The 23,089-nt window shown below is 67.5% G+C and carries 22 protein-coding genes and 1 tRNA gene; 3 read left to right on the plus strand and 20 right to left on the minus strand.

Translation table 11 applies throughout. From position 1 onward, the window contains the following. The first annotated feature begins 6 nt into the window (after positions 1-6). Positions 7-82, plus strand: a tRNA-Arg gene (locus Q4G50_RS08795). 27 nt (positions 83-109) lie between these two features. On the opposite strand, the gene Q4G50_RS08800 is transcribed toward Q4G50_RS08795, so the two are convergent. The 12 genes from Q4G50_RS08800 to Q4G50_RS08855 form a co-directional block, all read right to left on the minus strand. Further along, positions 110-1,264, minus strand: coding sequence for a site-specific integrase (locus tag Q4G50_RS08800; RefSeq protein WP_303377285.1), 1,155 nt, complete (start codon positions 1,262-1,264; stop codon positions 110-112). After that, the gene (locus Q4G50_RS08805) at positions 1,261-1,473 is read right to left on the minus strand and encodes an AlpA family transcriptional regulator (protein WP_303377286.1); all 213 of its coding nucleotides are present in this window, start codon (positions 1,471-1,473) and stop codon (positions 1,261-1,263) included. Before Q4G50_RS08805 ends, Q4G50_RS08800 begins: the two co-directional genes overlap by 4 nt. Before the next feature lie 178 nt (positions 1,474-1,651). Then, positions 1,652-2,581, minus strand: a complete 930-nt coding sequence (locus tag Q4G50_RS08810) for a hypothetical protein (protein ID WP_303377287.1) — start codon at positions 2,579-2,581, stop codon at positions 1,652-1,654. A gap of 318 nt (positions 2,582-2,899) precedes the next feature. Beyond that, the gene (locus Q4G50_RS08815) at positions 2,900-3,820 is read right to left on the minus strand and encodes an ROK family protein (protein ID WP_303377288.1); all 921 of its coding nucleotides are present in this window, start codon (positions 3,818-3,820) and stop codon (positions 2,900-2,902) included. 45 nt (positions 3,821-3,865) lie between these two features. Continuing rightward, positions 3,866-4,795 carry a dihydrodipicolinate synthase family protein gene (locus Q4G50_RS08820; protein ID WP_303377289.1) on the minus strand — a complete coding sequence of 310 codons (930 nt, stop codon included), beginning with the start codon at positions 4,793-4,795 and terminating at the stop codon, positions 3,866-3,868. A 30-nt stretch (positions 4,796-4,825) separates the two neighbouring features. Beyond that, positions 4,826-5,281: a YhcH/YjgK/YiaL family protein gene (locus tag Q4G50_RS08825; protein WP_303377290.1), complete on the minus strand. Its 456-nt coding sequence runs from the start codon at positions 5,279-5,281 to the stop codon at positions 4,826-4,828. Further along, the gene (locus Q4G50_RS08830; RefSeq protein ID WP_303377291.1) at positions 5,278-6,405 is read right to left on the minus strand and encodes a Gfo/Idh/MocA family protein; all 1,128 of its coding nucleotides are present in this window, start codon (positions 6,403-6,405) and stop codon (positions 5,278-5,280) included. The genes Q4G50_RS08825 and Q4G50_RS08830 overlap by 4 nt, the downstream gene beginning before the upstream one ends. A 14-nt stretch (positions 6,406-6,419) precedes the next feature. Further along, the gene (locus Q4G50_RS08835; protein ID WP_303377292.1) at positions 6,420-7,271 is read right to left on the minus strand and encodes a carbohydrate ABC transporter permease; all 852 of its coding nucleotides are present in this window, start codon (positions 7,269-7,271) and stop codon (positions 6,420-6,422) included. Beyond that, entirely contained in the window at positions 7,268-8,182 is a 915-nt protein-coding gene (locus Q4G50_RS08840) for a carbohydrate ABC transporter permease (RefSeq protein ID WP_303377293.1), read from the minus strand. Before Q4G50_RS08840 ends, Q4G50_RS08835 begins: the two co-directional genes overlap by 4 nt. A gap of 118 nt (positions 8,183-8,300) precedes the next feature. Further along, a complete protein-coding gene (locus tag Q4G50_RS08845; protein WP_303377294.1) occupies positions 8,301-9,584 on the minus strand; it encodes an ABC transporter substrate-binding protein in 1,284 nt (427 codons plus the stop codon). A 135-nt stretch (positions 9,585-9,719) separates the two neighbouring features. Continuing rightward, positions 9,720-10,601, minus strand: a complete 882-nt coding sequence (locus Q4G50_RS08850; protein ID WP_303377295.1) for an AraC family transcriptional regulator — start codon at positions 10,599-10,601, stop codon at positions 9,720-9,722. Next, positions 10,594-11,616: an alpha/beta hydrolase gene (locus tag Q4G50_RS08855; RefSeq protein ID WP_303377296.1), complete on the minus strand. Its 1,023-nt coding sequence runs from the start codon at positions 11,614-11,616 to the stop codon at positions 10,594-10,596. Before Q4G50_RS08855 ends, Q4G50_RS08850 begins: the two co-directional genes overlap by 8 nt. An 891-nt stretch (positions 11,617-12,507) precedes the next feature. Between Q4G50_RS08855 and Q4G50_RS08860 the strand changes: the two genes are divergently transcribed. Continuing rightward, a complete protein-coding gene (locus Q4G50_RS08860; protein WP_303377297.1) occupies positions 12,508-12,657 on the plus strand; it encodes a hypothetical protein in 150 nt (49 codons plus the stop codon). Positions 12,658-12,760: 103 nt separating this feature from the next. Here Q4G50_RS08860 and Q4G50_RS08865 read toward each other — a convergent pair whose 3' ends face one another. The 8 genes from Q4G50_RS08865 to Q4G50_RS08900 form a co-directional block, all read right to left on the minus strand. Next, positions 12,761-12,994: a hypothetical protein gene (locus tag Q4G50_RS08865; RefSeq protein ID WP_303377298.1), complete on the minus strand. Its 234-nt coding sequence runs from the start codon at positions 12,992-12,994 to the stop codon at positions 12,761-12,763. 81 nt (positions 12,995-13,075) lie between these two features. Further along, a complete protein-coding gene (locus tag Q4G50_RS08870; protein WP_303377299.1) occupies positions 13,076-14,494 on the minus strand; it encodes a hypothetical protein in 1,419 nt (472 codons plus the stop codon). Then, a complete protein-coding gene (locus Q4G50_RS08875) occupies positions 14,491-14,757 on the minus strand; it encodes a hypothetical protein (protein ID WP_303377300.1) in 267 nt (88 codons plus the stop codon). Before Q4G50_RS08875 ends, Q4G50_RS08870 begins: the two co-directional genes overlap by 4 nt. Next, on the minus strand, positions 14,754-15,332 hold the full coding sequence (locus Q4G50_RS08880; protein ID WP_303377301.1) for a hypothetical protein: 579 nt from the start codon (positions 15,330-15,332) through the stop codon (positions 14,754-14,756). Before Q4G50_RS08880 ends, Q4G50_RS08875 begins: the two co-directional genes overlap by 4 nt. Then, positions 15,329-15,928 (minus strand): hypothetical protein, encoded by a 600-nt coding sequence (locus Q4G50_RS08885; protein WP_303377302.1) that lies wholly within the window; start codon positions 15,926-15,928, stop codon positions 15,329-15,331. The genes Q4G50_RS08880 and Q4G50_RS08885 overlap by 4 nt, the downstream gene beginning before the upstream one ends. Before the next feature lie 87 nt (positions 15,929-16,015). Beyond that, on the minus strand, positions 16,016-16,303 hold the full coding sequence (locus tag Q4G50_RS08890) for a hypothetical protein (protein ID WP_303377303.1): 288 nt from the start codon (positions 16,301-16,303) through the stop codon (positions 16,016-16,018). 10 nt (positions 16,304-16,313) lie between these two features. Continuing rightward, a complete protein-coding gene (locus tag Q4G50_RS08895; RefSeq protein ID WP_303377304.1) occupies positions 16,314-16,847 on the minus strand; it encodes a hypothetical protein in 534 nt (177 codons plus the stop codon). 206 nt (positions 16,848-17,053) lie between these two features. Beyond that, the gene (locus Q4G50_RS08900; RefSeq protein WP_303377305.1) at positions 17,054-17,302 is read right to left on the minus strand and encodes a hypothetical protein; all 249 of its coding nucleotides are present in this window, start codon (positions 17,300-17,302) and stop codon (positions 17,054-17,056) included. A gap of 306 nt (positions 17,303-17,608) precedes the next feature. Between Q4G50_RS08900 and mobF the strand changes: the two genes are divergently transcribed. Then, positions 17,609-23,083, plus strand: coding sequence for a MobF family relaxase (gene mobF, locus Q4G50_RS08905; RefSeq protein WP_303377306.1), 5,475 nt, complete (start codon positions 17,609-17,611; stop codon positions 23,081-23,083). Positions 23,084-23,089: the final 6 nt, after the last annotated feature.

Raw genomic sequence — 23,089 nt, forward strand, 5'->3', positions numbered from 1 at the left:
CGGGTTGGCCCCGTAGCTCAGGGGATAGAGCAGTGGTTTCCTAAACCATGTGTCGCAAGTTCGAATCTTGCCGGGGCCGCCAGCCTGAAACCGATCCTGACTAGGACTTTCATCCAAGATTTTGTTCTATTCTTGACCCCAGTTTTGGGGCATCTGACGAGTTTGGTCGGTATATGGTCGGTACAGGAATAGCAGCGAGTCCCTGTTGGGGCATCCGGATCGCTCTCTTGGCAGCCCTGTCCAACCCGTTGGAGACCTCGATCAGGTCGGATGGGAAGAGCCCCGCGTAGTGCTTCAACGTGGTCGAGGGATCCTCGTGACCGAGCATCCGCGATACGGACACGACCGACGCGCCGGCCTGGATCGCGAGCGATGCGGCGGTGTCGCGGAAGTTGTGGGGCGTGACCTTTCTGGGCAGCCCTGCGGCCTTGACTGCGGTGTCGAGCCGCCGGCGGCGCCAGTTGGAGTAGCGGACGTATCCCCCTTTGGCGTCGGGGAAGAGGAGTCCGGTCCGTTGCCCGATCCACCTGCGGAGCTCGGCGCTGATGAGGCTGGGCAGGGGAACGGTGCGCGCCTCGTGGTCCTTGAGGGTCCCCAAGTGGAGTACTCCGTTCACTTCGGCCACCGCCACCGTCAGCCGGAGTTCGTCGCCCCGGAACGCAGCCGTGGTCAATGCGATGCACTCTCCCCAGCGCAGCCCTCCGTAGGCCATCACCAGGACCATGACTCGGTCGCGGGCATCCATCTTGGCGACGAGGCGCCACACCTGTTCGTGGGTGAGAGGAGCCGGCTCGTTGCGCCTGACCCTGGGCAGCTTGACGCCCTCCACGGGAGAGCGTTGGACGAGCCCGTCGGCCAGCGCCATCTTGTACATGCTGCGCAGCAATCCGACCGCTTGACGGGTCGAGGACGCCGACATGGTCGAGTACAGCAGGTTGGCCCACGCCGCCACCTCCGACGGCGCGATCGAAGTGAGCGGGCGCTTGCCGAAGCGCGGCAGCAGGTAGCGCTTCGCCAGCCCCTCTTGGCGCGCCAACGTGGAGGGCTTGATCGGAGGACGTACGCGCTGGAAGTGCTCCCACCACTCCCCCACCGTGACCCCTTCACGAGCAGGAGCTGCCCAGGTGTCGGCTGCGAGCGCGGTCTGCTGGCTGCGTTCCCACGCCACGGCGTCGGTCTTGCGGGCGAACGTGCGAGAGCGAACGTAGCGGCTGCGGTGGTAGACGCGGACCCGCCACCGCCCATCCGGGCGCTTGTCGATCACAGCCGGTGCTGGGCGCGGTCGGGCAGCTGACGCTGGGCGTCGATCCAGATCTTCAGCTCATCCAGGTCATAGCGGACGCACTGGCCGATCTTCAGCCACGGCGGGCCACCACCCCGGCAACGCCAGGCGTTCAGCGTGGACACGGTGATCGTGAGCACGGCGGCCGCTTCTTGGGTGGTGAGCAGGGTGACGGTTGCAGAGCGTGACATGGGTGTTCCTCTCAGTGAAGGAGGACCAGCCGCGACTGCCGTCGGCCACCGCCCTCCATCCACCCGGCCCCAGTTGCACGGGTGAACACCCCCACAGGCACGGTTTGATGGCTAAGTGGCCACCCCATAGGGGGGACGTTCTACGAAAAGGCGAGGGACTTCAGATCACGCCACTTAATCAGCGCCAGGTAAGCCAGCCAGGGCGCAGCAGGTCGAACAGCTCGTCTCCGTCAAGATCCATCCCGAACTCGGCCTCCAATGTGAAGGCATGCGCCTCCTCTCCTTGATCCCACGGTATCCCCGAAAGCCACGAGTGGTCGAAGCCAAGCCTCAGAGTGCCCCGGATCTCGAGCTCTCCTTCAGCGAAGTCCCCCGCGAGCACGAAGGGCCCCCCCTGCAACTCGACCCCTTCCAGATCAACTGACACCTGGTGGGCCACCATCGGCCCATCGGTCATCCGACTCGACAAGTCCCGTGCTAGCGCCTCGCGTTGCCGTTCGATCAGCGGTCCGAGCAACTCCTCGACTTTGGCCTGGATGTCCTCCGAGGCAGGAGAAATGCCGATCAGACGGCCAAGATCGGGGAAGCTGACGACATGCTGCGGCTCTGGCACACCCAGCACTTCCGCCACACCGGCGATCGCCTTGACGTCCCCCGACACCAAGACAAGCTCGCCCAGCGCCGCCGCCGAGAACGCCGCTCGCAGCCAAGCGGAATCCGCAGCGCCAACCTTGTGGCCCGACTTCGTTGATCCCGCACCATGCTGAAGTACTTGGTCGCGCAGACCCTCAACGGCTTGCTCCCCCGTGAGGGGAAGGATCCGCACTCCAGTGGCCGCCACCATGTCGCGCAGGGCCTCCAAGGTCAACGGGCCCGGAGCTTGGAGTGCTTCCAACCGGTGCCGAGTCCGCGCCCGATTGAATGCCCCCACGGCATTAGAGAACTTGCGCTCCTCCGCCTGGTAATGCTCGTACAACTCCCAGAGAACAATCTCCGGTAGCACCAACTCGTGCCCACGTCGCCGACAGGCAGCCTCCCAACGATCCAGCTGAGAAAGATCGACCATTGGGTTTTGGCCGAACGCCGAACTGTCAACCACTACAAGCATGACCCCATTCTTGCCGAGCGTGTTCCAACACCATGAGCCATGTACCGGGCTTGGTTGCAGTCGAACCGGAAGCCCATCGTGAGGTCTGCTGGGCAACCATCGGACTTGAGCCGGGCCCTCCCCCAAGGACTTCGACCGACCCCTGAAACCCCTAGTCGCCACGCTCAAGACAGCTGCCTGAGGACATTTCCCCTAGTGGGCCCGCGGACCCGAGCTGTGGCCCGTGATCTGTACCAATGTCGGTACCCATCCCACGCCCTTGTGAGGCAGCCCGACTGCCGCCTGCTCGGCCTGTCGCTCGCGGGCCCTCATGCGCACCTACTGGACGGCCACCGTGCGAGCTCCCCCCAAGATGGCTGCGGTTGTGCCGAGTTGGGCAGGCCGAATGGGAGTGTTGGCTAATGCTTCGACAAGTTCGGAGCGCACGGTGGTCTCGAGTGGTTCCCACCAGAGCGGGCCTGCGTTCGCCAGGCCTCCACTGATGACGACTACTTCTGGGTCGAGGCACGTGATCAGACCTGCCAGCGCGCGCCCCAACCCTGTGGCGGCCGCGCGGATGACACGCAGGGCGATGTCGTCACCTTCGGTCGCAGCCTTGAACAGCTCCACGGCGTTCGGGATCGATGCGGATCCGCCGAGTTCTCGGTAGCGGCGGTGGATGGCTGGGCCGGCCGCAAGTGCTTCTAGGTGACCGAGACGTCCGCAGGGACAGGGCAGGCCTTCGGCGCCGACTGTCGGGATGTGGCCGATCTCCCCCGCCAGGTGGTGCGCCCCTGTCTGGAGGCGGCCGTCCAGGATGAGCGAGCCGCCTACTCCTGTCCCGACAGCGACCAGGAGGGCGGAACGTGCTCCGGCGGCGGCGCCTTGCCACGCTTCTCCCAGGGCGTGGGCGTCGACGTCGTTGATGACCATGACCGGCAGGTCTCCGAGCCGGGCTCGGAGTTCCGATGCGATGTCTATTCCGACCCATCCCTTGAACGTGTCTGTCGAACTGACGACGACTCCGTGTTCGTTGATGGCTCCCGCGGAACCGATTCCCACCGCCGTGGGTGTCCTGCCTTGCGACGCTTGGAGGACGGTGGCCGCCACTGCGTCGAGGACTGCGTCCGGGCCCTCCCCGGCTGGGGTTGGACTGATTGCCAGTGGCCCGAGGGTGCCGTCCGCGTCGACTCGGGCAGCTGCGGTCTTGGTTCCGCCGAGGTCGACTCCGACAACGGTGTTCTCGATGGAACGGGTCATCGTTCGCCTTCCTTCCCAGGGGCGCAGCAGCTGGCGAGAGGGAGGTCAGGCCGCTCGGACGTGTCCGAGACCTACCGACTCGACGATCTGCGCGATGGCATGCACGTGTTGGTCGGTGAGTGGCTCCAAGGGCGCCGGCATGCTGGCAGAGTCGATGACGCCCATCGCTGCAAGGGCCGCCTTGAATGCTCCGATACCGGCAGCATCCCCGGATCGACCGGAGGGCACGAAAGCGATCTCGAAGAGCTGGCAGAGGCGCTCTTGCTCGGTGCGAGCCGTGGTCCAGTCACCGATCTGGGCGGCCTGCCAGAGCCTGACGTAGCCGGCCGGGTCCACGTTGGCCAGACCGGGGACGGCACCGTCGGCTCCCAGCAGCGCCATGGCGTCCACCATGACTTCGTGTCCGGTGGAAATCTCGAGCGGGTTGCCGGCTGCGCGGTTGGCCAGCACGAGGCGTCGGAAGGCGACATCGTCGCCTGAGGAGTCCTTGACCCCGGCGATGACTCCCTCCCGGCCGAGTTCGATCAGGGTGTCTCGGGAGAGCTTGCTGTGCACGCGGACGGGGACGTCGTAGGCGATCACGGGTACGTCGACGGCTCGGGCGATGATCCGGTAGTGCTCGGCCACCTCCGAGATGGAGTTGAGCGCGTAGAACGGGGCCGTGGCCACGATCGCGTCCGCGCCCGCGTCGATCACGCGCTTGGCCTGGTCGGCGACCCGGGATGCAGTGAGGTCGGCGGTTCCGACCATCACCGGGACCCGGCCGGCGACGCGGGCTGCTACCCGCTCCACGACCGAGGTTCGTTGGGCGTCGGTCAGGTAGGCCACCTGGCCCGAGGAGCCGAGGGCGAAGATGCCGTGGACGCCGGCGTCGAGGAGGTGGTCGACCAGGTTGTCGAGGCCGACCAGGTCCAGGGTCCCGTCGGGGTGGAAGGGGGTGAGCAGGGGCGGAACGATGCCCTTGAGCATCGACATGGTGTCCTCCTTGGACAGTCGAGTGGTGGTTCAGGCGACGCGGAGTTTGCCTACGGCCTTGAGTACGGTGCCGGGCCCGGTGGCCCACACGCCCGGGCGGTGTGCATCCGTGGGGTAGCAGACGACGAACCAGCTCGGCTTCAGGGTGATGGACACAGTGGCCGGCCCTTCGTGGAAGCCGATGTCGGCGGCCTCGTCGAAGGGGGTGGCTTTGGTCAGCGCGGTCAGGCTGGCCACGTCGATGCGTTCTTCGCCGGCCAGGACAACGTGGACGTCGGCGTACCGGCGGTGGGCCTCGTACTGGGTCTTGGACGCCGGGTCCTGCGACTCGAACGCGGCCACGGTGATGTGGCCTTGTTCGTCGTCCAGGTCGACGCGGGTCCCCACTGGGGTCGTCGCGTCGAAGGCTGCCAGGGCGGTGAGCGCTGCTGACAGGACCGGGTCGTGGGCGTACTTGTGGCGTTGGTCGAGGGTGTCGATGATCATGCTGCGCCGACCCGCACCCGGTCGCGGATCTCGGCGACGGCCACCTTCCGGTTCTGGGTCAGGGAGAGCGTGGCGGCGTCGGCGGTGGCGATCGAGTCGCGAGCCGCCTTGCCGGTCAGGAGGGGTCGGAACTCGTCGCCGACGTCTTCGCCGTGCATGACGGCGTTGAAGTACTCCATCTCGGCCTGCATGATGCCCTGGAGCCACAGGGGCGGCTTGCGGCCCGGTCGGCCGTACATGATCGCGCCGTCCATCTCGCCTTCGTTGGAGAACCGCGTCCGGTCGGCGTCTTCCTCCTCGGTGCGGTGCAGGAGGGCGTGCTCGACGCCGGACTTGGTCCGCAGGGTGACGCCAGCGTTGAGCATGTCGAGGCGGATGGCGCCCTCGCTGCCCTGGATGAGGAGGTAGTGCTCGGGCCAGTGGAAGGCCGACCCGTACTCGCAGACGGCGTACTTGCCGCCGGCGAACTCGAGCAGCAGCAGGAGCATGTCGTCCTCGTCACCGAAGTTCTCGCCCACGTGGGCGACGTTGCCGCCAGCCATGGTGACGTACTCGGCGGGGCCGAGGATGGACTGGATGGCGTCGAGCTCGTGGATGTGGTGGTACAGGTGGCCACCGGACAGCGCCCTACGCTTCTTCCAGCTGATGGAGGGCTGCGGCTCTTCCCAGCCGTTGCGGGCGGAGTGGCAGTAGAGGACGTCGCCGATCCGTCCTTCGGCGATGACGCGCTTGGCGTAGCGCACGCCCTCGAAGAAGTTCATGACGTGTCCGGCCATGAAGATCACCCCGTGGTCTGCGGCGGTGGCGACCATGGCGTCGCAGTCGGCGTAGTTCAGGGCGATGGGCTTCTCGCAGAAGATGTCGACCTGGTGGCGGGCTGCAGCCATGACGGCTTCGTGGTGGATGTGGTTGGGTGAGGCCACGATGACCGCTTGGACGTCGGGGCGGGCGAAGAGGGCGTCGAGGTCCTGCTCGACGTCGCATCCCAGTTCCTTGGCGACATCGGCTGCGTTGAGCGGGTCGTAGACCGCGGTGACGCGGGCCCCCGGCATCGTATTCATGATCCGTGCCAGTTCGGCGCCGAAGTACCCCGTCCCGACGACGGCGTATCCGATGGTTTCCATGGGTTCTTTCCTTGTCACTTGACCGATCCCGAGGCCAGGCCGCCGGCGATCTTGTTCTGGATGATGGCGAAGAAGATGACGGACGGGACGACCACGATCGCCGAGGCGGCCATCATGGTTCCCCAGTCGAGGACCTCTTGGCCCTCCAGTGACTTCAGGGCCACAGAGGCGGTCATCTTGTCGGTTCCGTTGATGAGGATGAGCGAGTAGAGGAACTCGTTCCAGGCGTTGATGAAGGTGTAGATGGCGACTGCGACCAGCCCCGGGGCAACGATGGGCAGGACGACGCGCCAGAACACCTGGAGGCGGTTGGCGCCATCGACGTAGCCGGCCTCCTCGATCTCGATGGGGACGGTCCGGAAGAAGCCGACCAGCAGCCACACCGCGAACGGCACCGAGAAGGACAGGTAGGCCAGCACCAGGCCGAACCGGCTGTTCATCAGGCCCATCTGGCCCATGACGATCGAGTAGGGAATCGCCAGCAGGATGGGCGGGAACATGTAGGTCAGGATCATGATTCGGGTCATGGCCTTGCCGAGCCGCGGCGAGAACCGCACGATGCCGTACGCCGCCAAGGCAGAGATCGCCAGCGAGATGAGCGTGGTGGCCAGGGCGACGATGACCGAGTTTCCGATGTTGGTACCGAAGCGCAGTTGGCCCAGGACCGTCTGGTAGTGCTCGAGGGTGAGCTCGCGCGGCCAGAAGCTGGTCGCATCCGTGGTGAGTTCACCGGGTGCCTTCACCGACGAGACGAGGACCCAGACGAGGGGAAAGGCTGCGATGACGGTCAGGATGATCAGGTAGACGTAGCTGACGGTGGTGCCGAACCAACCGGGGCGCAGGATGCGGCGACGTGTGTTGCTCATGCGATTTCCTTCTCCCAGCGGTCGAGCAGGCGGAAGTAGAACATGCAGATGATCAGCAGGAAGCCCAGCAGGACGATGGTCACTGCCGACGACTGGCCGAGCTGCTTGAGGCCCCAACCGACGTTGTAGGCGTAGATGGGCACGGTCTCGGTGAGGTTGGCCGGTCCGCCGCCGGTCAACAGGTAGATCGTGTCGAAGTTGTTGAACACCCAGATGGTGCGCAGGACGACGAGTAGGCCGACGACCACGCGGATGTGCGGGAGCGTGATGTGCAGGAAGGACTGCCAGGGGGTGGCGGCATCGATCTGCGCTGCCTCGTACTGGTCCTTCGGGATGGTCTGCAGGGCCGAGAGGACGTTCACCATGATGAGCGGCGCCCCGAACCAGATGTTGATGAACACCAGGGTGGAGAAGACGAGGTTGGGGTTGGAGAAGAACTGGGGCGGGGTGTCGCTGATCCCCAGCTTGACGATGAGGTTCGGCACGAACCCGTACACGCCGTTCAGGATCCACTTCCAGGACAGGGCGATCACGATCGAGGGAAACGCCCACGGGATGATCAGCATGGTCCGGAAGAAGCCTTGGAAGTGGTTGATCCGGTTCAGGGCCAGGGCGGCGGTGAAGCCCACCACGACCTGCCCGAGCAATGAGGCGGCCGTCCAGTTGATGGAAACCAGGAAGGCGTGCAGGAAGCCGGGATCGGTGAGGATCTCGATGTAGTTGTCCAGGCCGACGAACTCATAGCGCCGGCGGATCAGGTGCTTGTCGGTGAAGCTGTAGTAGAAGCTCGAGGCGACCGGGTAGATCAGCAGCACGCTGACGATGAACAGTGCCGGCAGCAGGAACAGGAACCCGGTCTTGCTGCGTCGCCGACGCCGGATGGCAGGGATGGGGCGCGTGGCGGTGCGCATGTGTGCCTCCTTCGGGGCACCCCGGACGGGCGGTCCGACCCGCCCGTCCGAGGGAGTTGATCAGCGAAGCGTCTCGAAGAGCTTGTCGAGCTCGACGTTGGCTGCCTGTGCGGCCTGCTCAACAGCAGTTCCGTTGGTGACGATGTCCTGGAACTCGTTCTCGATCACACGCTGGCTCGCCAGCAGACCAGCCTGCGGGACGGGGCCGTTCTCCATGCCGATCGCGGTGCCGTGACCCACGGCGTCGGAGATGACCTTGAGTTCGTTGCTGAACTTCTCCACCGTCGGGTCCGACAGGAACGTCGGGTCCTCCGCGACCTCCTTCAGCGCCGGCAGCATGCCCACGGGCACCGACAGCAGGAAGGGCACGTAGTGCTTGGGCTCGTACAGGTACTTGATGAAGGCCTTGGCGATCTCGGGGGTGCTCAGAGTTCTCCCAGACCACCAGCGGGATGTTCGAGGTCTCATATCCGGTCGCCGCGTCGCCCTTCTTCAGGGTCGGCATCGGAGCAGCGGCGATCTGGTCGAGCAGGTCAGGCCGGTTGGTCTGCACACCGCCGATCTGGAAGCCGGAGTTGAAGTCGAAGGCCGTCCGGCCCTGGTAGAACAGGGTGGCCTGGTCGAGGACGTTGAAGTTCACCGAGTCCTTCGGCGACACCGTCTGGTACAGGTCGGTCCAGTACTTGGCACCCTCGATGGCAGCCGGGCTGGCCAGGTTCGCCTTGTTGTCGTCGGTGAGCAGCCGCTCCCCGGCGCTACGGACGTAGAAGTTGAGCCAACGGGTCGCCATCATGTCGTTGGTCCCCATCGGCACCGACAGACCGTAGGCCGCGCCGGCCTCACCTTGGCTGATCGTGGTGGCAGCAGTCTTCAGCTCATCCCACGTGGTGGGGACTTCCAGGTTGTACTTCGCCAGCAGGTCCTTGCGGTACCACATGACCTGGGCGTGGGAGTACAGGGGCACCGCGTAGGTCGCGCCCTCGCTGGTGACCTCCTTCAGCGGAGCCTCGTAGAAGCGGTCACGACCGATCTCGTCGATCAGGTCGTCCATCGGCACGATGGCCTCAGCGTCCAGCATCTCCACCACGTGGTTGGGCAGGGCGGTGGACAGGTCCGGGACGTTCCCCGAGGCCAGACCCGTGGTCCACTTGGTGTAGAAGTCGGCCCACGAGAACGTCTCGATCTTGATCGAGACGCCCGGGTTGTCAGCGGTGAACTCATCGGCGGCGGCCTGGATCGTCTCGAGGCGGGGGCCCTGGGTGAACGAGTGCCAGAACGTGATCTCGCCTTCGAGGGCTCCGTCGTTCTGCGTCGGGGCCTGGGTGGCGGGAGCAGACCCACAACCGGCCATCATGGTCATTGCGGCGAGTGCGGCGGCGATTGCCGCGAGTGGCTTCCTCATTGTTCCTCCTCGGGGTAAGCCATCTGGGTTCGACGTCGAACCCGATGGATCAACCGTAAGAATCGGAACCCGCCCCGGTCTCTAGCCAACGCGGCAATAATTAGCACAATACGATCAACTTGGCCCCTATCAGGCTCATTGTTGCTCGCGTGACACCGCCCGGTAGGCCTGCGGAGACACCCCGAAGACACCCTTGAACGCCCGCGCGAAGTAGTTCTGGTCGAAGTAGCCGACCTGACGCCCGATGTCGCCCACCCGCTCGCTGGTGATCAGCAGCATCCGCGCGGCCGTCATCATCCGCAGCTCGGTGACGAACTCCCCGATCGTCTTGCCGGTGTGCGCCTTGAACAACCGGCGAAGCGCGGAAGGGCTCAGATCGGCTAGCCGGCACAGGGCATCGGTGTCTGCCTGCACGGTCGGATGGTGGGTGAGGAAGTCGACCACCGCCTCGATCCGGGGATCCCGCTTCACCGCGCTCCCCCGCCCCGGCGCCGGCACGGCCGACTGCACCTGGAGCAGCTGCTCCCGGCCCAGCGGCGGTGAGCTCTCAGCCGCCCTCTCCACCAGTTCGGCGATGATGAGCTCCAACAGGCCCCGGATCCGGAACACCCGCGCACTCGAGGTAGACACCGCGGCCGCATGCAGCGCCTCGAAGCGATCACGAACCGGGGCTTCCGGCCCGAAGTGGGTAACGACCGGCACCCCGTAGTAGGCCGACAGGAAGTCCGAGTCGCCCAGCTTGACCGAGGTGATGAATCGGATCGAGATGAAGGAGATCTCCCCACCCGTCGCCTGACAGGACAGCCGAGTGCCCTCGGGGATGAGCACGACATCACCCGGCCCCACTGCCACCGTCTCCCCGTCCAGCTGGAAGTCCGCAGTCCCGCGCGTGATCAGGCGTAACAACGAGTACGGGACGCGGCTCTCGGGGTAGACCCATGAGCCCGAGAACTTGTACTGATCGGCCAACAGGAACGTGAACCGCAGACCGGCATACAACTCGTGGGGCTCAGCCATCCCCGGCCTCAGCGAGCACTTGGTCAGCGGGGCGGAGCGCGCGTCGCACGAACTCGTCGCGACAGGCAACCGTCGCCCTCGAGATCGCCGCCTCAGGAACGACGCCCGGATAACCATGGAAGCCGCCAGCGAACATGTGCAGGTCCACCGACACCCCGGCCTCGGACAACCTTCGGGCATAGACGAGGCACTCGTCGCGGAAGCCCTCAGCTGAACCCACATCAATGTAGGTGTGCGGCAAACCAGCAGGATCAGCCACGCGGGCGGGAGCGGCGTAGTGCGAGACATCCGGACCGCCACGGCGGTCGCCCAACAAGGCCGACCACGCGAACCAGCTCGCCCCTCGATCCCAAGCACCCTCGTCATCCAGCATCCGGCTGCTCGCCGTTTCGAACCGGTCATCCAACATCGGACACAGCAGCACCTGATGGCTCAGGTGAGGGAAGCCACGATCACGTGCCATCAGGGCGACCCCCGCGGCCAGACCGCCTCCCGCGCTCACCCCCGCCACCAGCATCCGATTCGGATCGACTCCCAGTTCCTTGGCATTCTGCGCAACCCACGCCAGCCCCGCGTAGCAATCCTCAATCGGGGCCGGATCAGGATGCTCAGGAGCCAACCGGTACTCGATAGTCACCAGGATCGCCAATCCCTCAACCACGTACCGCACGAACGGGTCGATGCCAGACCACCGATCACCCAACACCGTGCCCCCACCGTGCATGTAGCAGATAGCGGGCAACGGACCCGTCTGGGCAACAGGCCGCACCAACGACAACGGGACCTCGCGCTCCTCGGAGTGCTCGTCAGTCGTGTACTCCTCCACCCGAACGGCGTCGCTGGTGACGACCCCATCGGGTCTCCGACCCTCAAGTGCGGCACGTCGCCAGACCTCCAGCGATTCGGCCGAGAGGCTCGGCACACCCGCCCGAAGGACCGCAAGCGGGGCCACGAGTTCCGGATCAAACGCAGGACGAACAGGGGTATCGGGGAAGCACGCGGTCGAATCGTTCATGGGCACCCCTTCTCTGTCATGTCCGGCCCATCTTCCCAGTACGAAGACGCCATGGACCTCAAGGCTGAGCGGGCCGCCGGAGCGGGTTCGAGGCCCCTGGCCGAGTTGGCGCCCAAAGCGGCACCGATCGTCGGGCTCTCCAGAGCTCATGAAACACCCGCCGGGTTTGATCATCTTGCCGTGGGGGCTCGACGAATTTGAAGGTCTCCTGACCCTTGCTCAGTCTCGAACAGGCAACCATCGGACTCGATTTGGACCCTCCCCCATGGGCCCAACGTCCTCCGAAACCCCTAGTCGCCACGCGCAAAGCAGCCCTCCGACATTGCCCCTAGCGGGCCCACGGACCCGAGATGTGGCACGTGGTCGGCACCAATGTCGGTACCGCGGACGCATCGTTGGATCGGGTTCGCGCCGCCGGTGCACGCCCCTGTCGGATGCCGGGCGCCATTCGCGACGAGGTCCGTGGCTAGTTGCACTTCGGCAACTGAGCGCGTGCCGGATGTAACCGCAAGCGTGGCCCGAGGCACGTGTGCGACAGGTGCGCTGGCGTCGTAGCCGTGGAAGCCTCCCGCATACATGTGGAAGTCAACACTCGCGCCCGCCTGAGAGAGCCTCATCGCGTAGAGCATGGCCTCGTCGCGGAATGTCTCGGCCGAGCCGACCTCGCGTGTGGGCTTCTCGGTGGGTAACCCAGCGGCTTCCACGTTGAATCACAGCGGTGTAATCTTGCTGCCAAGACCAGACCCAGAGGTCTCGGGAATTCCCCCTCGAGGCCGCAAGAGTGGGAGGCCGGCCTGCCACACCGCAGGCCGGACAAGTGCGTGCAGGCCAAGCTGACACCAATGCTGAAGCCCTGGGGGGTGTGACCCAGAGCAGATGCGAGGTGTTTGCATGTGGGACTTGCTCATCCTGTTGGGCGCGGCTGGGGCGCTCAAGTACGCCAAGGACATCGCCCTCCACTACATGGCGTTGCGGGGCTCCAGGCCGAAGGAGCGTCCGGAGATCTTGAGGGCGATGCGGTCACAGCGCCGTGTGGAGTAGTAGCCCACCCGACGCAGTTGCCAGAGTCTTGACTACGCCAGACACCGCGAGTCTCCGCACCGTGAAGACCCGCTTCGGGAAGTTCGCCCCAGCTCTCTTACGTTCATGCCATGACGAACACCGCAAACGCCCTCTCCGTTACCTGCCCGACCTGCCCCGCCGCCGTTGACGCCAAGTGCACGACGAACACCGGCAAGCCCTCGCCGTTCCACACCGTCCGCACCCGGCTCGCCGTTGACGAGGCCGCACGCATCGCCGCAGCCGTGGCCGAGTCGCTGGCGAAGAAGCCGCCCGACGGCGCGAAGAAGCCCCGCACGAAGAAGGCCTGCTCCGCCACCTGGGCCTCATGCGAGACTCCCGGGCTGCGCGTTCAAACGCTCACAGCTCCCCTACGAACGACGGCAGACACGAGGCAGCATCACCGTCGGAACTCTGCCATCCGGTGATTCGACTGTCCCAGTGATGAGCTTGGCTGAATCCTGATGCGATCCCGGGTCAGCGCCAGCCCGTGCATGGTCTCGTACTGCGGCTTCGCCGTGCTCAAGCTGCCTGTGATGTGGCGTGCCGCCGCGTGTTGGTGTTTGGCGGCCTGCCGGCTGGTCTCGGCAAGGTCGATGGCTTCGGGAGTGGGTTTCGTGAGGATGTGCCAGTCGACGGACACGCCGACTGCTGGGGCGCCGTCGGGTTGGGCTACCCATCGGATGCGGTAGAAGTCCGGGTCCATTTCGCGCGCTTTGTCGGTGGTGATCCAGAGGCGTCCCTGGCCGATGGCCAGGTCTCGGACGGTCCTGTTGAGGGCCTCGCCGACCCACGCCGCGCGGTGGGCAAGGGTGTAGGCGAGGGTGTCGAGGTGATCGACCGTGTAGAGCTGACGCAGGCGCTCCGGGGCGTGCCAGCCCGACGGTCCCCGTAGGTCGGCTGAGACGTAGCTGCGGAGTTCTCGGGAAGCGCTGATGTAGTCACGCGCGCGGGGCCCGCCCATGCGGATATCGGTCGGCCACTCGGCGGTCTTCTTCCAACCAGCGATGGCACCCATGAGCTCGTCCGTGACTCCCCGATCTCCCGCCGAGGTTCCGGCGCGGGTGATGTGCCCGGTGGCTGCGGTGAGGATAGCCATGTCCGAGGCGAGCATGGCCAAGGTTCCGCTGGTGACCATGCGTCGGAAGAGCGCTTGCTCGGCTTCGTCTGCCCAGCGGGCAAGCGCGCCCAGCAGGGATGGCTCGTCGATGGGGGTGGCGCTGACGTGGTCCAGACCGCCGCGCCGGGTCTCAGGGTCGGACTGGGCTTCGTACTGGCACAGGGCGACAACGTGGCGGATCGATCGTGCAAAGCGGGTGGCGGGCGCGTGGTTGGCCTCGAGGCGTTGGAGCGTCCACTGCCCGATCGCGTAGGTGGCCGCCAGCAGGTTGCCCTGCAGCCCGGTGGCGCCCGGATCATCGCGGTCACGCCACTGGTAGACCGGCGGGTACACCTTGGCGTTGGTGTAGAACCACTTCTCCGGTGCTTGGACTTGGAAGGGTGGCCGATTGGTGACCAGCAGGTCGGCAATGGCACCGACGATGAGGGTGGCGTCCTCAAGGCGCGGGTCGGGTGTGGTCGTGTTCCGGGTGGGCCCGTGCAAGGGACGCAGCATGGACAGGTAGTGGTCACGCTGGGCCTCGCCGACGCCATCAATGTCGTAGGGAAGGGCGCTCAGCGCTGCCTCGAGGCGGCTGCTGAGCGCGGCCCAGCCTGCGGCGAGGTGGGCGATCTCGGCCGGCTGGGGTGCTCCCGTGGGGTCGAGATCGTAGGCCGTCTTGTGGAGGCGGTCGAGCAAGCGGCCGATGGTGGCGGTCATGATGCCTGCCCAGCGAGCGCCTCGGCGAGCCAGTCACGGAGCTGCTCAGTGTCCGGAATCTGCTCCAGGAGCGCGAGAGCCTGCTCGACGCAGGCGCGCGGGCTGAGCGGGGCCACCGAACTCCAGGGCGGAGGTGCGTCGGCCAGGTCCTCGAGGTCGACCTCGGCGTCGATGAGGGCGGCTTGGGCGAACTCGTCGGTGAACTCGCCGCTGGTGCGTGCCTGGCGGACCAGCCCCAGAACGAGGGTGAGGTGGTCGGTCATCGTCCCACTCCCCTGCCCAGCCGGCTGGCACCCAACGTCAGCTGCATCCGGTCCGGTTTCCGTGCCATCGAGATGGCGGGGGTCTCCTGGCGTGTGGGGGCCGGGGTGGTGAGCCCACGCTGGGCCAGTCGCGTGGCGAGTGCCTCGACGAGGTCGACTCCTTGTTCGTCGACGTCGCGGACGGCGTGGTCGAGGGCCACCAGCAGCGAGGTGCGGAGCCGGACGACGAGGGGACGTTGGGCTTGGCGGACGGCGTCGACGGCATGCGGGCTGTCTCCCAGGACGGTCTCGGTGTCCAAGGTGCTGAGTTGTTGGTCGATCGTCGTGTGGAGCTTGGCCAGCAGCGGCGGGTCGTCGAGCCAGTCGGGGTGCGCGTCAACCGAGCGGATGAGTGCGGCGACTTCGGCGGGGGGTGCCTGACGCAGGAGGGTGGGGTTGTCGGTGAACTCGGTCACCCAGTCCTGGTAGGTGTCGGGGTCGCGAAGTTCGGCGGTCCGTTCCTCGTGCTGCAGGTCACGGGCGTCTTGCCGGGTGAGGACGAGCATTGCGTAGGTGGCCTGACTGATGCGGCTCATCGTGCGAGTCCCCGCACCTGTGCGGTGGGTTCCCACCCGGTGTCTTGGCCTCGGTCGACGCCGGCGGCTCGGCTGCCGGGCTTGATGTGTTCGAAGGGTTCACCGAGCTCAGGGTCGGTGGTGATGAGTCCGCGTTCGGCGAGTCGGTTGGCGAACGCAGTCTGGATGGAACTGCCGGTGCGAGAGACGTCTTGGTGGGCTTGGTCCATGGCAGCGAGGACGCTCGCGCGGAAGGTGGCCAAGTCGGGGTTCTGGGCTTGCCGGATGGTGTCGACCGCGTGGGCGCGACTTCCCCGCACGACCTGGTGGTCGAAGTCGCCGAGCTGGGCGACGATGTTGGCTCGCACCTGGTGGAGGGTGCGGGGGTCATCGACCCAGCCGGGGTGGGCGTCCAGGGTGCGCAGAAGGACGGCCACTTCGACCGGAGCCGCGGTGCGGAGCATCGTGGGGTCGGCCGCGAACTGGGCGACCCAGTGGTTGAACCGCATCGGGTCGGTGCGGGCGATGGCCTGCTCGGCTTCGTCCAGGTCTCTGGCATCCCTGCGGGCCAGGGCGATCATCATGTTCCTGGAGTCGTTGACGGCTGGCTGGGTCATGGTTTCCCTCCCGAGGACTGGGTTCTCCTCGACAAGCAGCCGAACCGTCCTTGAGGGACACCCGTGGGATCTTGTCCTTGTGTTGGGTCAGCCGGCTGGCGGAGGGGCAGGCGCTGGTCGGAGTCGGTCGGCGCGGATCTGCATGACTGCCGGGTCGCCGTCTGCGTCGACCACGACGACGTGCCCCCACCACAGGCGATCGGCGCCTCGGGCCCACGACACCAACAGTCCTGCAGCCCAGCCGTCGGTCTTCTGGACCCAAACGTGTTGGCCCGTGCCGGTCGGCTGTCCCGCGGGCGGCGTGCTGGTCGCCTGCTGCATGCGTTGCATGCGTTCGCCCAGGGTCGGGGCCGGGACGCTGCGAGGTGTGGGCACGTCTAGGACGCTAGCCATCGCCCCTGACGTTTCCCGCGGCGAAGGCCGTGGGGCTGTCGAGTCCGGCCTGGATCGTGGCGTTTGTGCCCATTTGCGCCAGTGTGGTTTGCCAGCGTGTCTCGAACCACGGGGCACAGACGAGTGCCCCGGCGAGGATCACCTGCAGGACGGCCACTCCCCAGCGACCTTGAGATCCCTGCTGGATGGCTGCCACCAACGACAGGCACGCCAGCCCCAGCGGCAGCGGGTGCCACGGTTGCCGAATCGACCTCGGGATGAGTCCTGCGATCAGTCGAGCGGGGAGGCACGCCACCTCAACCACACGTACCAAGTGCGAGGTGGTCACAGGGAGGCGGCCGACTGCGTCAGCCAGGACGGCAGCGCATCGGTCTGGGCTGACTGCACCGGTGCGCAGACCCCCCACAAGCCCGCTGGTCACCACGACGGTCCGCCTGTCGGGCATCCACATCCAGCCGGTATCGGACTGGCGGATCCACCACGAGGGTTCGCCCCGACCACGCAGGCCGGGGACGAGACCACCCATTCCCCGTAATAGGGCGACCTCGGCCGGCGTCGCCGGCCGAGTGCCATACCCGCGCCCCGTTCGCCGCCGGAGCGGCCCCGCCGCGATACTGCCCGCGAGCCAGCCCAAGACGAAGCCAGGCACCAGCGCGTTGACCACCAACACCACCGCCAGGCTGACCGTCAACGGAATGAGTCGCGCCAGCAGGTAGTGGGATCGCCAGCCGATCACGGTTCCGCCACCCCGGGCTCTCGCGCGAGCTGACGCATCCGGCTGATCTCCCTCGCCGGCAAGCCACCACACCACTGACCGGCCTCAAGGGTTGAAAGCCCAAGCTCCCCCACCAGCCGCTCCAAAGCCTGGCCAGCCTTCGTCTCGGACTCGACGACTGCCGCGTCCCTGGTCGCGAGCTGGACGATGACCTCCTCAGCGAGTTTGTCCCGCAGCCGCTCCCGAGCCACCTGCTCGGCCTTCAACCGCGCCCGTGTAGCCGCTGCCGCGCTCCGAGCCGCCGCCCGAACTCCACCTGAACCTGCCATGACACCCCTCCTGACTCGAGATCCCGCTCCTTGCGTCCCCACAAGCACCCGAATCCCGCCAGAAGGCCACCCCAATCGCCGACATCCACAACTCCCCTATCCCCCGCCTCCTTCCTGACAAGCCGCCCGTCGCTAACCCAGACCACGTCCCCCCACCGATCTCGAAGCCCTCATGTCGTACACACCTCTTGCACTCCGGAAACTCGGGTGGCCGCCCAGCCCCATTCGGCTGCTTGTAGGGGTGTGACGGCGTCCATCACCAAGATCACCGCCGGGTCGGGGTACGAGTACCTGACCCGTCAGGTCGCGCGCATGGACGCCACCAGCGAAGCCAGCCCCGGCTTGGCCGCCTACTACTCCGAGAAGGGCGAATCCCCCGGACGCTGGGTCGGCACCGGACTCACCGGGATGGGTGGACTCGCAGCGGGTGATGAGGTGACCGCCGCCCAGATGTGGAACCTGTTCGCTGTCGGCTACCACCCACTGGCCGAACAGCTCCAGCACGCGGCCGCCGTCCGCCCAAACGCCACCCCCGGCGAGGTCGAACGCGCAGGCCGGCTCGGTACCCCATTTCAGGTGCAAGCTGGCGATGTCAGCTCGTTCCGGATCGAGGTGGCCCGCCGACTGGAGGCCTACAACACCGCCCACGGACTCCCCCGCAGCGCGGCGATCACGGCCAGCATCCGGGCCCGGATTCGTACCGAGGTGGCCGTTGAAATGTTCACCGAGCGGCACGGGCGTGCCCCTCAGGACACGCGCGAGTTGGCCGGCGAGGTGGCCCGGCTGTCGCGTCCAGCCTCTGCGGCGGTGGCTGGGTTCGACGTCACGTTCAGCCCGGTGAAGTCGGTGTCGACGTTGTGGGCGCTGGCCGACCGGCCGCTGGCCACCACAATCGAGCAGGCACATCAGAAGGCGGTGGCCGACGCCCTGCGGGCAATCGAGGAGACTGCCCTGTACACCCGCGTGGGTGCTGGCGGCGTGCGTCAGGTGGATGTGCGCGGCCTGATCGGGGCGGCGTTCACCCACCGTGACTCGCGTGCCGGGGACCCCGATTTGCACACGCACGTGGCGATCGCGAACAAGGTGCAGGAAGCCGAAACGGGCCGCTGGTACTCCATCGACGGGCGGGTGTTGTTGAAGGCGGTCGTAACCATTTCGGAGACCTACAACACCGCGTTGGAGCGGCACCTGAGCGAGCGGCTGGGTGTCCGGTTCGCTGATCGTCCCGGCCCGGATGGGAAGCGTCCGGTGCGGGAGATCGTCGGGGTGGAGCCTGCGTTGAACGAGCGTTGGTCCTCTCGGCGGCAGCGGATCGAGGCCCGACGTGCAGTGCTGGCACGCGAGTTCCAAGCCCAGCATGGTCGTCCCCCGTCGCCAACGGAGGCGATCGGGTTGGCGCAGCAGGCCACCCTGGAGACCCGGGATGCGAAGCATTCGGCTCGTTCGGAGGCTCAGCAGCGGGCGACGTGGCGCGCTGAAGCGCTCGAGGTGTTGGGGTCGGCTGACGCGCTGGCCGCGATGGTGTCGGGTGCGGTGGGGCGTCCGGATGCGGTGACGTTCACCCCGGACCAGGAGTGGGTGGAGGCCACGGCCCGGCGGGTGGTGGGCATCGTGCAGGGGCACCGTTCGACGTGGCAGGGCTGGCACCTGCGGGCCGAAGCCCTGCGCCAGTTGCGGGCAGCGAACGTGGCCGGATCACTGGTCGAGACGATCGCGCACCAGGTCGTCGCGCATGCGCTGGCCACCCACTGCGTGTCCTTGGAGCGCCCGTTGGCCAGCCCGGATGGGAGCGTGGTGGAACCGTCCGAACCGGCCGCCCTGCGGCGTGCGGACGGGACGAGTCAGTACACGGTGGCGGGGTCGACGTTGTTCACCAGCAGCCCCGTGTTGGCCGCTGAGGAGTACCTCGTCGCGGCTGCCGGCCGCACCGGCGGGTGGGCGGTCACCGAGGCCCATGTGGGGGTCGCGTTGGCTGAATCGGCCGCCAACGGGGTCACCCTCAACGACGGGCAGGCGGCGCTCGTCACGGCGATGGCGACCAGCGGCGCACGCGTGCAGGCCGCGATCGCGCCGGCCGGATCGGGCAAGACGACCGCGATGCGCGCCCTCACCCAAGCCTGGACCGATGGGGGTGGCACCGTGATCGGTCTGGCCCCGTCTGCGGCGGCGGCCGAGCAGCTGCGCGACCAGACAGGCGCGCCCACCGACACGCTGGCCAAGTTGTGCTGGCACCTCGACCAAGGCACCGCCCACCCGAGCCTGCCCCGCATCGATGAGGGCACGCTCGTGCTGGTCGATGAGGCGGGCATGGCCGACACGCTCAGCCTGCACCAGGTGGTCCGCCACGTCCTCGACGCCGGGGGCAGCGTCAGGTTGATCGGCGACGACCAGCAGCTCGCCGCGATCGGCGCCGGCGGCGTCCTGCGTGACATCGAAGCCACCCACGGAGTGCTCCGCCTGGACGAACTGGTCCGATTCCGCGATCCCGCCGAAGGCGCGGCCAGCCTCGCCCTCCGAGCTGGACGACCCGAAGCACTCGGCTTCTACCTCGACCAGCAGCGCGTTCACGTCGGTGACCTGGCCACCATGACCACCGACGTGTTCACCGCCTGGAGCACCGACCGTGCCGCCGGGTTGGACTCGATCATGCTCGCCCCCACCCGCGAGCTGGTCGCCGAACTCAACACGCGCGCCCGCCACCAGCGCCTCAACGGCGCACCCGCTGGCCGGGAAGTGTGGCTGTCCGACGGGTTGCCCGCCAGCGCCGGGGACACCATCCTCACCCGCCGCAACAACCGTCGCCTGCGGACCAGCGCCACCGATTTCGTGAAGAACGGTGACCGCTGGCAGGTGGTCGACGCCCGCGCCGATGGCAGCCTGCACGTCGCCCACACGCGCACCGGACGCCGCGTCACCCTGCCCGCCGACTACGTCGCCGAGCACGTCGAACTCGGCTACGCCTCCACCATCCACACCGCCCAGGGCATCTCGGTCGACACCACCCACGGCGTCCTGTCCGGCGGCGAATCCCGCCAGTTGCTGTACACGATGATGACCCGCGGCCGCGACGCCAACCACGCCTACCTCGCCGTGGTGAGTGATGGCAACGAGCACACCACCTTCGCCCCGGAGACGGTCAGCCCGCTCACCCCCACCGACATGCTGGAGAAGATCCTCGGCCGCGACGACACCCCCGTCTCGGCGACCACGCAGACCCGGATCGCCGCCGACCCGGCCACCCAGCTGGCCGATGCCACCCGCCGGTACGCCGACGCGATCGGCGTGGCGTCCGCGCAGATCGCCGACCCCGACCTGATCCGGCACCTCACCCGACGGATCGACGCCGTGGTGCCCGGCATCACCGATTGCGACGCGTGGCCCACCCTGGTCAACCGGCTCCTCCTCATCGCCGCCGACGGCCGCGACCCCTTCGCCGAGACCCAGCACGCCCTCACCAGCGCCCCGCTCGGCGACGCCCGCGACGAAGCCTCCGTCCTGGTCGCCCGCCTTGAGACGCGCACCCGTGACCGGGGGCCGCTGCCGTGGTTGCCCGGCATCCCGACCCGGCTGGCCGACCACCCCACCTGGGGCCCCTACCTCACCGCGCGCGGCACCCTCGTCGGCGCACTGGCAGACCACGTCCGCACAGCCACGCTGGCTGATGCGAGCCAGCCCGCGTGGGTGCGGTCCTCCAGCTGGACGCCGCCTCTCTCGCTGGTGGCCGACGTCGAGGTGTTCCGAGCTGCGACCGGTGTCGAGGCCGCTGACCTGCGGCCTACTGGGGACCCGCAGTTCCAGCGCACCATTCGCCGCTACCAGGCCGGTCTGGACCGCCGGCTGCGTGAGGACCACTCCCCCGCGTTGGCCGAGTGGGGACCGCTGCTGGCCGAGCTGTCCGCGACCATGACCGCCGACCCGTACCTGCCCCAGCTCGCCCGCCAGCTCGGCTACCTGTCCAGCCACGGCACCCAGGTGCGGCCCCTGCTGGAAGCCGCCAGCGTGCAGCCGCTGCCCGATGACCACCCCGCGGCCGCGTTGTGGTGGCGGATCGCCGGCCAGCTCGACCACGCCCAGCGCACCGGGGAACGCCGCACCCCCGACCAGTGGCTGCCCGAACTCACCGAACGCCTCGGCGTGCACGCGGAGGCGATGCAGGCCAGCCCGTGGTGGGTCACGCTCGTGGACGCCGTGGACCGTGGCCTGCAGCGCGGCTGGCCCCTCGACGCCCTCATCAGCCCCCACCGTGCTGGCGACATCCAGACCCTCATCGAGGACGTCACCCGGCTCGCCGACAGCCACGACACCCCCGCCGATGCCCTGGAGACCGAGGCGCCGCCCACCGACCTGTGGGACGACTGGAACCCCGCCAACCCGATCCACGTCGCCACCCCCGACGAGCAGCCCGCCACCCACGAACTGGACGCCACCGAGCCGGCCGACGAGTCCGAACCCCCGCTGGAATGGGAATGCGACGACCTCACCGTGGAAGCGCTCATCCGCACCGGCCTACGCCTCGACACCGACCCCGCCGACACGATCCGGCTGCTCGACCAGGCCGACCAGTGGAAGGAAAGCCCCGCCAGCCAGGACCGGCTCGAACTGATCAACGAGCTCACCACCCGCTTCTACCAGCACAAGTTCACGCGCAGTTGGGCACGCGCCTACCTCACCGACCGGTTCGGCGTCGACGTCCACGAACACCCCGACCTGCGGCCCGGCCTCGCGCCGGCCGGATGGACCAACCTGGTCGACCACCTGCGTGGCCACGGCATCACCGACCAGGAGATGCTCACCGCAGGCGTCGCCACCCAAGCACGAACCGGCCATCTGATTGACCGGTTCCGTGACCGGGTCATGCTGCCCATCCTCGACCCCGACCACCGCGTGCTCGGATTCGTCGGACGCCGCAACCCCACCAGCAGCGACGAGCGGGCACCCAAGTACCTCAACACCCCCGACACGCCCCTGTTCCACAAGGGCAACCAACTCTACGGCGCCACCCACCTCCTCACCACCGACCCGACCCGCATCCCCGTGCTCGCCGAAGGTCCCATGGACGCCCACGCGATCACGCTGGCCAGCCACGGCCGCTACGTCGGCCTGGCCCCGCTCGGCACCAGCCTGACCAGCCTGCAGGCCACCCAACTCGCCAGCCTTGACCGGACTCCGATCATCGCCACCGACGCCGACCTCGCCGGACGCCTCGCCGCCGAACGCGACTACTGGATGCTCACCCCCCACGGGCTCGACCCCCGCTACGCCATCCTGAACCCCGGCAGTGATCCCGCCGAACTCCTTGCCACCGGCCAAGCTGCTGCCCTCAACCACGCGCTCACCGAAGCCGGGTCGTTGGCCGATGCGCTCATCAACGAGCGGATCAGCAACCTGCCCACCCCCGAAGCCGCCCTCGGTGCCGTGGCCGTGCTCGCCGCCCAACCCCCCGAACGATGGGAGGACGGCGTGCAAGCACTCGGGGACCGGCTCGGCCTGCCCGCCGGGTTCCTGCGCGGTGCCCTCAAGGACCACGTGCGTGCGTGGAACACCAACGCACGCCGCGCAGCCGACAGCCAACTCGCCCGCACCCACGACGTAAAGTCTCGCCTCAGCCAGTCCACGGAGTCCTACGAGGCCCCACCAAGTCGGCCAAACACCCCCAGCAGAGCTACGAAGCGCCCCGCCCCCATCGCCGGCCGGGGAGGCCCTCGCTCAGGCCGCTGACACCGC

The sequence above is a fragment of the Corynebacterium sp. genome, assembly GCF_030538285.1.
Lineage (GTDB): Bacteria > Actinomycetota > Actinomycetes > Mycobacteriales > Mycobacteriaceae > Corynebacterium.